8 protein-coding genes are annotated in these 8,860 nt (G+C 64.7%); 1 reads left to right on the plus strand and 7 read right to left on the minus strand.

Annotation, left to right across the window (positions count from 1 at the left end):
- Positions 1–19: 19 nt before the first annotated feature.
- The 7 genes from NKH06_RS27280 to NKH06_RS27310 form a co-directional block, all read right to left on the minus strand.
- A complete protein-coding gene (locus NKH06_RS27280) occupies positions 20–964 on the minus strand; it encodes an ABC transporter permease (RefSeq protein WP_128304109.1) in 945 nt (314 codons plus the stop codon).
- Positions 961–2,016, minus strand: coding sequence for an ABC transporter permease (locus tag NKH06_RS27285; protein WP_128304110.1), 1,056 nt, complete (start codon positions 2,014–2,016; stop codon positions 961–963). The genes NKH06_RS27280 and NKH06_RS27285 overlap by 4 nt, the downstream gene beginning before the upstream one ends.
- Positions 2,016–3,527, minus strand: coding sequence for an ABC transporter ATP-binding protein (locus NKH06_RS27290; RefSeq protein ID WP_128304111.1), 1,512 nt, complete (start codon positions 3,525–3,527; stop codon positions 2,016–2,018). The genes NKH06_RS27285 and NKH06_RS27290 overlap by 1 nt, the downstream gene beginning before the upstream one ends.
- A 172-nt stretch (positions 3,528–3,699) precedes the next feature.
- The gene (locus NKH06_RS27295; RefSeq protein ID WP_023811183.1) at positions 3,700–4,731 is read right to left on the minus strand and encodes a BMP family protein; all 1,032 of its coding nucleotides are present in this window, start codon (positions 4,729–4,731) and stop codon (positions 3,700–3,702) included.
- A gap of 154 nt (positions 4,732–4,885) precedes the next feature.
- A complete protein-coding gene (gene pcaF, locus NKH06_RS27300) occupies positions 4,886–6,091 on the minus strand; it encodes a 3-oxoadipyl-CoA thiolase (protein WP_352442123.1) in 1,206 nt (401 codons plus the stop codon).
- Position 6,092: 1 nt separating this feature from the next.
- Positions 6,093–6,890, minus strand: a complete 798-nt coding sequence (locus NKH06_RS27305) for a CoA-transferase subunit beta (protein WP_352442122.1) — start codon at positions 6,888–6,890, stop codon at positions 6,093–6,095.
- Positions 6,887–7,744 carry a CoA transferase subunit A gene (locus NKH06_RS27310; protein WP_023811186.1) on the minus strand — a complete coding sequence of 286 codons (858 nt, stop codon included), beginning with the start codon at positions 7,742–7,744 and terminating at the stop codon, positions 6,887–6,889. The genes NKH06_RS27305 and NKH06_RS27310 overlap by 4 nt, the downstream gene beginning before the upstream one ends.
- Positions 7,745–7,864: 120 nt before the next feature.
- Here NKH06_RS27310 and NKH06_RS27315 point away from each other — a divergent pair, with 120 nt between their 5' ends.
- Positions 7,865–8,635: an IclR family transcriptional regulator domain-containing protein gene (locus tag NKH06_RS27315; RefSeq protein WP_352442121.1), complete on the plus strand. Its 771-nt coding sequence runs from the start codon at positions 7,865–7,867 to the stop codon at positions 8,633–8,635.
- The last annotated feature ends 225 nt before the right edge of the window (positions 8,636–8,860 follow it).

Consider the following 8,860-nt stretch of genomic DNA (forward strand, 5'->3'; position numbering starts at 1 on the left):
GCGAGGAACCCAAGCTTTGCTACCGCTCTTCCCGCCGAAACGGCTTGAGCAGCGCCGACGGTGCCACCGCGTTGCGCGACATCACCGCCATGGCGACGATGGTGAAGATGAACGGCAGCATCAGGAACGCCTCGTAGGGGATGTGTCCGAGCCCGCTGGCCTGCATGCGCAGCTGCAGCGCATCGACGAAGGCGAACAGCAGTGCCGCACCCGCCGAGCGCCACGGATCCCAGCGGCCGAACACGACCAGCGCGATCGCCACCCAGCCGCGCCCCGACACCACGCCGAAGGTGAAAGCGTTGAACTGCGCCATCGACAGGAAGGCGCCGGCCAGCCCCATCAGCGCCCCGCCGAGGATGACTGCCTGGAAGCGCGTGGCGGTGACACTGACCCCCGCCGAATCCGCGGCGCGCGGGTTTTCGCCGACCATGCGCACCGACAGGCCCCATGGCGTGCGGTAGAGCACGAAGGCGGCGAGCGGAATGGCGAGGATCGCCATGTAGACCAGCGCGAACTGGTTGAACACCGCCGTCCCGAGCACCGGGATGTCAGACAGGAGAGGGATCGGCAGCGTCTGAAAACCCTTGATGCTGGGCGGCACTGATTGCTGGCCGAAGATCAGCCGGTAGAGGAAATAGGCGAGGCCCGACGAGAACAGCGTCACGCCGATGCCGCAGACGTGCTGGCTGAGGCCGAGCGCCACGGTGAACAGCGCATGCAGCGCGCCCATCAGCATGCCGGTGAGCACCGCCGCCAGCACGCCAAGCCACAGGCTGCCGGTGAGGCTGGCGGCGGTGAAGCCCGTCATCGCCGACAACAGCATGATGCCTTCGATGCCGAGATTGAGCACGCCGGCCCGCTCGGAAAACATTTCGCCGAGCGTCGCGAAAGCCAGCGGCGTGGCAATGCGGATGATCGCGGCCAGGAAGCCGACCTGGAATATTTGTTCGAACACCGCGCTCATCGGGCAACTCCGACGCGACGGATGCGATAGGCGGTGAACAGCAGCGCCACAAGCATGGCAAGCAATGCGGTGCCCTGGATGACGTCGCTGAGGAAGGCCGGCACGCCGGTCGCCCGCGACATCGCCTCGGCGCCGGTCATCACGGCGGCAAGGAAGATCGCCGCCGGCACGACGCCGAGCGGATTGAGCCGCGCCAGCATCGCAACGACGATGCCGGAATAACCGTAGCCCGGCGAGATGTCGCTCATCACCTGGAAATGCACGCCGCCGACCTCGCCGACGCCGGCCAATCCGGCCAGCGCGCCGGACAGCAGCGCCGTCGAGATCAGCACCCGCTCGACGTGGATGCCGCCATATCTGGCGGCTTCCGGGTTTTCGCCGGTGACCCTGATCCTGAAGCCGAGCGTCGTGCGCACGATCAGGAACCAGATCAGCGGCGCCGCGATCAGTGCCGCGACGACGCCGAGATGCAGCCGCGTGCCTTCGAGCAGCACCGGGAAATTGGCCGAATCCTCGATCGGCGGCGAGATCGGATAGCCGCTGAAACTGTCCTTCCACGGCCCCTCGATCAGCGCCATCAAGGCGTAATAGATGACCGAGTTGAGCAACAGCGAACTGACGACATCATCGACCTTGAATTTTACTCTGAGCGTCGCCGGCACCAACGCGACTGCGGCTCCCGCTGCGGCGCCCGCCACCGCCATCAAGACCATGGCGAGCGGCCCCGGCATTGGAATGGCGCCGACAAAGCAGCTGGCCACCGCGCCGGCAAGCAATTGCCCTTCGGCGCCGATGTTCCAGAATTTTGCTCGGAAGGCGACCGCGACCGCCAGTCCGGTGAAGATCATGGGTGTTGCACGCACCATCGTTTCGGTGATCGCATAGCTGTCGCCCAGCGACGCCGTGAACATCACGCCATAAGCTTCGAGCACGCCGGGGCCGGCCAGCGCAATAAGGCCGCTGCACAAGATGAGCGTTGCTCCGATCGCGAGCAATGGCAGAGCGAGGTTGAACCAGGTCGGCGTCGAGCTGCGGACCTCCAGGCGAAACATCAGCTGTGGCCCTCCGCCCCGGTCATCATCAGGCCGAGCCGTGCGATCGTTGCATCGGCGCTGTCGAGCGTGCCGACGATGCGGCCCTCATACATCACCGCGATGCGGTCGCAGAGCACCAGCAGTTCTTCGAGATCCTCGCCAATGACGACGATGCCGCAGCCCTTGGCGCGCATGTCGAGGAATTTTTCGTGGATGAAGCGGGCGGCTCCGATGTCGAGGCCGCGCGTCGGCTGCGAGACAACAAGCACCTTCGGATCGAAGGCAAGCTCGCGTGCCAACAACGCCTTCTGCAGATTGCCGCCGGACAGCGCCCCGGCGCGGGTCATCGGCCCGGGGCACCTGATATCATAGGCCTTGATCTGCGCCTCAGTGAAGGCGCGGATCGCATCGGGCTTGAGCAGGCCCCTGCTGCTGAACGCTGTGGTGCCGATGCGCGGCAGCACCATCGAATCGGCCAGCGGCAGATTGGTCACCAGTCCGGTCGTCATGCGGTCTTCCGGGATACGGCCAAGTCCGAGCGCCTGCACCTCGCGCGGCGAGAACCGCGAGACCTTTTGGCCGGCAATCGTCATCCGGCCGGCATCGGGCGCCCGCACGCCGGAGATCACCTCCGCCAGCGCCCGCTGGCCATTGCCCGACACCCCGGCAATGCCGAGGATTTCGCCGGCACGGACGGCAAGCGATACGTCGCGCAGCGCCGTGCCCGAATGATGCGAGGTTGAGATACCGTCGAGCGTCAGCACATCAGCACCCGGCGCCGATGGTCCCCGCGCCGGCGGCACGATCTCATGGCCGCACATCAGTGTTGCCATCTCCGAGGATGTCGTGTTGGCCGGGTCATCGACGCGGCCGGCAACGCGGCCATGCCGCAGCACCGTGCAGCGATGCGTCAGCGCCCGCACCTCGTTGAGCTTGTGCGAGATGAAGATGATGCCGAGACCTTGCGCCGCCATAGAACGCAACGCCGAAAACAGCCCGTCGACCTCGCTTGGCGCCAGCACCGCCGTCGGCTCGTCGAGGATCAGCAGCCTGGCGCCACGAAACAGCGCCTTGACGATTTCGAGCCGCTGCTGCTCGCCGACCGACAGCGCCGAGACCGGCAGGTCCGGGTCAAGCACCAGCCCATGCTGGCGGCCGATCTCGGCCAGCCGCGCCAGCCCGCCGGCGCGGTCGATCCGTCCTGTCTTGCCGGGAATGCCGATGAGCAGGTTTTCCAGCACCGTCAGCCGCGGCGCGAGGTGAAAATGCTGGTGCACCATGCCGATGCCGGCGGCCAGCGCATCGGCGGAACTGGTGATCCGCACCGTCTGGCCCTGGATGAGAATCTCGCCGGCGTCGGGCGCATAGGCGCCGAACAGCACATTCATCAGCGTCGTCTTGCCGGCGCCGTTTTCGCCCAGTAGCCCGAGGATCTCGCCGGGCGCGACGCTGAGATCGACGGCCTCGTTCGCCTTGACGGCGCCAAAGCTCTTGGTGATGCCGCGCATTTCGATGAGTGGGGCGGACAAGGATGCTCCTGCGGAGAGAGGCTCTGCTTCACCCTCCCCCTTGTGGGGAGGGTCGGCTCGCAGTCGGAGCGAAGCGGAGATTGCGAGACGGGGTGGGGATGCGCCCTACGAGGACCCCCACCCCGCTCCGCTTCGCGGATCGACCCTCCCCACAAGGGGGAGGGTAAAGAAATCAATCCGAAACCGGCGTATTCTCGTCCACATCCACCCGGAAATTGCCTTCCAGAATCTCCGCCTTCTTCTTTTCGACCAGCTCCTTGACGTCCGCCGGCAGCGTCTTGTCGAACTTGTGGTAGGGCGCCAAATGCGAGCCGCCCTTGGCCATGCGCGAGAAATCGCCATAGTCCTGCGCGGTGAAGACGCCGGCCCTGACCAGTTTGATCGCCTGCTCGACCGTCGGATACATGTCCCAGACCGGACCGGTGATGACCGTGTCGGGGCCGAGACTCGACTGGTCGGACATGTTGGAGATGGCGAGGATCTTCTTGTCCACCGCGGCTTCGATGACACCGAAGCGCTCGGCGTAGATGACGTCGACGCCGGCGTCGATCTGCGCGACCGCCGCTTCCTTGGCCTTGGGCGGATCGAAGAACGAGCCGATGAAGGCGACCTTCTTCTTGATGTTGGGATTGACCTCCCTGGCGCCGGCGAAGAAGGCGTTGACCAGCCGGTTCACCTCCGGAATGCCCATCGCCGCGACGGCGCCGATCGTACCCGACTTCGACATCTTGCCAGCGATCATGCCCGAGAGATAGGCGGGCTCGTGGATCCAGTTGTCGAACACCCCGAAATTGGGTTCCGCCGGGCCGGCGCCGGAGCCGAACAGCCAGGCGGTCTTCGGGAACTGCTTGGCGGTGCGGCGCGATTCGCGCTCGGCGGCGAAGGCGTCGCCCAGCACCAGTTGGTAGCCGCCTTGCGCATATTCGCGCATGACGCGGCTGAAATCGGCGGTCTGCACCTTCTCCGACCATTTGTATTCGATGCCGAGTTCCTTCTCGGCCTTCTGCAGGGCGACATGGATCTGGTTGTCCCATGGCTCCTCGATCGGCGTGGCGAAGATCGCCGCCACCTTCAGCTTCTTGTCCGCCGCGAAGGCGGCGCCCGGCAGCATCGTTGCCGCCAAACTAAGCGCGCCCAGCTCCAGTACATTGCGTCGCGAAAGCCCTTCGCGTTTTATCTGCGATTTATTGTTCCGGTTTTCCATTGCATTCCCCTCTGTTCGACAGCCGTGTCGAGCCGGCTGTTCGTGAAAATGTCAGACGGGGAAGTATGGAACGACGCCAGACTTTTGTCCACGTGGTCAAATTTGAACCGCGCACCGGATTCTTGATCTTAGCCGGCCAAGCAAGGGCCGCCGATCAAACCCGTTCCAGCGCGATCGCGATGCCCTGGCCGACACCGATGCACATCGTGGCAAGCGCATAGCGGCCGCCGCGCTCACGAAGCTCCAGCGCCGCCGTGCCGGAGATGCGGGCACCCGACATGCCCAGGGGATGGCCGAGCGCGATGGCGCCGCCATTCGGGTTGACGTGCGGTGCATCCTCGGCAATGCCGAGCTGGCGCAGCACGGCGATGCCTTGCGAGGCAAAGGCTTCGTTGAGCTCGATGACATCGAACTGTTTTGGTGTCAGGCCAAGCCGCGCGCAGAGTTTTTGCGTCGCCGGCACCGGGCCGATGCCCATGATGCGCGGCGCAATACCGGCGGCAGCGCCGCCGAGGATGCGGGCGATCGGCGTCAGGCCATACTTTTTCACGGCTGCCTCGGAGGCAACGATCAGGGCCGCCGCCCCGTCATTGACGCCGGAGGCATTGCCGGCCGTCACCGTGCCGCCCTGGCGGAACGGTGTCGGCAGCCTGGCCAGCGCATCGACCGTCGTGCCAGCACGGGGATGTTCATCCTTCGAGACGACAACCGCATCGCCCTTGCGCTGCGGGATCGTCACTGGCGTGATCTCCTTGGCCAGCCGGCCATTGGCTTGCGCGGCGACCGCCTTGTCCTGGCTGCGCACGGCAAAGGCATCCTGGTCCGCGCGGGAGATGGCGAACTCTTCCGCGACATTCTCGCCGGTCTCCGGCATCGAATCGACGCCATACTGCTTCTTCATCAGTGGGTTGACGAAGCGCCAGCCGATGGTGGTGTCGTAAATCTCGGCATTGCGCGAAAACGCCGTGTCGGCCTTGGGCATGACGAAGGGTGCCCGGCTCATCGATTCGACGCCACCCGCGATCATCAGTTCCGCCTCGCCTGCCTTGACGGCCCTGGCTGCGATGGTCAGCGCATCCATGCCGGAGCCGCACAGGCGGTTGACGGTGGAGCCCGTAATCTCCTTCGGCAAGCCTGCCAGCAGCAGCGCCATGCGCGCCACGTTGCGGTTGTCCTCGCCGGCCTGGTTGGCACAGCCATAGACGACATCGTCGACAGCCTGCCAGTCGATGCCGGGATTGCGCTCGACCAATGCCCTCAGCGGTATCGCGCCGAGATCGTCGGCACGCACGGAAGACAGCGAGCCGCCGAAGCGGCCGATCGGCGTGCGGATGTAGTCACAGATGTAGGCCTCGGCCATGTCATGCAGCCTTTGCTTTTCCGGTTCCCTCATGCGCCGCCTTGGTGCGGGCCTGCAGGTCGCGCAATGTCTTGAGTTCGAGTTCGCTTGGCGCCGGCGTTTCGTCAAGCGCCTCGCCGAACTTAACCACCCAGCCACAGCTCTCCTGCACCTGCTGGCGGGTGACGCCTGGATGCAGCGACACGACGGTGAATTCCTTGCTCACCGGATCCGGCTTCCAGATGGCGAGATCAGTGATCAGCAAGGTCGGGCCGGCGGTGTCGATGCCCAGACGCTTTCGATGATCGCCGCCCTCGCCATGGCCGAAGGAGGTGAAGAAATCGATCTTCTCGACCATGCCGCGCTTGGTCTGCGCCATGGTGATGTAGATCTCCTTCGACGACGTCGCGATCTCTGGCGCGCCGCCGCCGCCGGGCAGCCTGGTCTTTGGGTGAAAATAATCGCCGATGACCGTGGTGTTGATGTTGCCAAACTTGTCGAGCTGCGCCGCACCGAGGAAGCCGATCGAGATGCGCCCACCCTGCAGCCAGTAGCGGAACATCTCCGGCACCGCGACGGTGGTGACGGCGGTTTCGCACAATTCGCCATCGCCGATTGACAGTGGCAGCACGTCGGGCGCGGTGCCGATCGTGCCGCTCTCGTAAATCAAGGTGATGTCGGGCGCATGCGTCAGCCGCGCCACATTGCAAGCGGCGGATGGCGCGCCGATGCCGACGAAACAGACATCGTCATTGCGCAGCGCGCGGCTGGCGGCGATCGTCATCATCTCGTTGGGGGTGAAGCCCTGATTGTCGCTCATGCCGCTTTCCTCAGATGCTCGACCCGGGCCTCGAAATCGCCGGCACTCTTCTCGATGACGTTGGCCCGCATCCACGCCTGGAATTTCTCGCGGTCGGCGGCGATTTCGTCCCATTCGAGATAGGCGGCATTGTCGCGCGCATAATAGCCATGCGCGTAGGACGGATGCGAGCCTCCGGGCACGACCGATATCGCGGCAATCGTCCAGCGCGGCAGCACGGTCAGGTTGGGGTGCAGATCGTCGAAATTGTCGACCACTTCCTCGACCGTCACCACCGCGCGTTTGGCCGCCAGCACCGCTTCCTTCTGGATGCCGATGATGCCTTCGACCAGCACATTGCCTTTCTTGTCGGCCTTCTGCGCATGGATGAAGGTGACGTCAGGCCGGATCGAAGGAACAGCGGCCAGCACCTCGCCGGTGAACGGACAGGTGACAGACTTGATGTTCGGGTTGACCGCCGCGAGGCCAGCACCGCGATAGCCGCGAAACACCGCGCAGGGCAGGCCGGCAGCACCCGCTTCATAGGCGTTGGCCATGCCGGCATGGCTGTGCTCCTCGATTTCAAGTGAGCGCGGGAAACCGTTCTCGATGGCATCGCGGGCGCGGCGCAGCAGGCCGACGCCGGGATTGCCGACATAGGAGAAGACGATCTTCTTCGCCATGCCCATGCCGATCATCTGGTCGTAGATCAGGTCCGGCGTCATGCGGATCAAGGTCAGGTCGCGAAAACCCTGGCGGATCGCCTCATGCGCCGCTGCCGTCGGGATCAGATGGGTGAAGCCCTCGAAGGCAGCCGTGTCACCATCTTTCAAATTCTCGGCCACGGCCTGTTTGAGCGGCAGGAACTTGACCATCGCATCGGCTCCAGGCTGAGAAAGTTCGTATTGCGAACATATGTTTTATATGCGATACTTTCTATGCTGAGCAGAGGCGTGGAGTCAATCCTGACGCCGATGTCGTTCTGCGGAGACAAGATGGACGAAGAGGCTGTTTCCCGTGATCATGTCGGCTCGCTTGAACGCGGCCTTGCCGTCATGGAGATCCTGGCCCGCCATCCCTCGGGCATGACGTTGACTGAAATGGCCGAGGAAGCGGGCCTGACCCGCGCCGGCGCCCGCCGCTTCCTGCTGACACTCACCGCCACCGGCTATGCAACACAAGCCGGCCGCGTGTTCTCGCTGTCGCCGCGCCTGCTGACGGTTGCCCGCACCTGGCTCGGCGGCGCCTCGCTATGGGCCTTCGCCGCCCCCATCATGCGCGCGGTCGCCGCACAGCTGAACGAGGCCTGCTCGGCAGCCATCCTGTCGGGTGAGGATGTCGTCTATGTCGCCCGCATTCCCGGCCGCCGCATTCTCAGCGTGTCACTCGATGTCGGCACCAGGCTGCCTGCCTATTGCACCTCGATGGGGCGCATCTTGCTCGCGGGCCTGACGCCTCAGGAATTGGACGCATTCCTCGACCAGGCGACCATCGAGAGACGGACGCCGAAGACGATCATCGACGTCAGGCTGCTGGCCGGCGCCATCGGCAAGGCGAAAGCGGACGGCTTTGCCATCGTCGATGAGGAACTGGAACTCGGCCTGCGCTCGATCGCCGTGCCGATCCGCGACCGGGCAGAGCGCACGGTCGCGGCCATCAACGTCTCGACGCAATCCGCGCGTTTTTCTGTCGCAGAGATGGAGCGGGAGATCCTGCCCGTGCTGCTGGAGGCCAGGCAGCGCATCGAGGATTTTTTCGTGATCTAAGTCGGCGGGACAGCACCCCCCCTCTGGCCTGCCGGCCATCTCCCCCGCAAGGAGGGAGATCAGCTGTTATCTCGGCTTTCGCCAAATCTACACCGTTGTAGGGTGAGCGCAGCGCTGAACCTGCCAATCTCCCCCCTTGCGGGCCTGTTGCAAAATTGTGTGGATGTGATTCCCTGTTTTTGAACCAGGGATCTTGCGATGACGACGAAGCCGAGCGGTCAGTTC

Source organism: Mesorhizobium sp. M1342 (assembly GCF_040317955.1).
GTDB lineage: Bacteria > Pseudomonadota > Alphaproteobacteria > Rhizobiales > Rhizobiaceae > Mesorhizobium.

Coding starts and splice junctions, on each gene's coding strand:
- NKH06_RS27280 (WP_128304109.1), bottom strand. CDS start 964: ATGAGCGCGGTGTTCGAACAAATATTCCAGGTCGGCTTCCTGGCCGCG.
- NKH06_RS27285 (WP_128304110.1), bottom strand. CDS start 2,016: ATGTTTCGCCTGGAGGTCCGCAGCTCGACGCCGACCTGGTTCAACCTC.
- NKH06_RS27295 (WP_023811183.1), bottom strand. CDS start 4,731: ATGGAAAACCGGAACAATAAATCGCAGATAAAACGCGAAGGGCTTTCG.
- pcaF (WP_352442123.1), bottom strand. CDS start 6,091: ATGGCCGAGGCCTACATCTGTGACTACATCCGCACGCCGATCGGCCGC.
- NKH06_RS27305 (WP_352442122.1), bottom strand. CDS start 6,890: ATGAGCGACAATCAGGGCTTCACCCCCAACGAGATGATGACGATCGCC.
- NKH06_RS27310 (WP_023811186.1), bottom strand. CDS start 7,744: ATGGTCAAGTTCCTGCCGCTCAAACAGGCCGTGGCCGAGAATTTGAAA.
- NKH06_RS27315 (WP_352442121.1), top strand. CDS start 7,865: ATGGACGAAGAGGCTGTTTCCCGTGATCATGTCGGCTCGCTTGAACGC.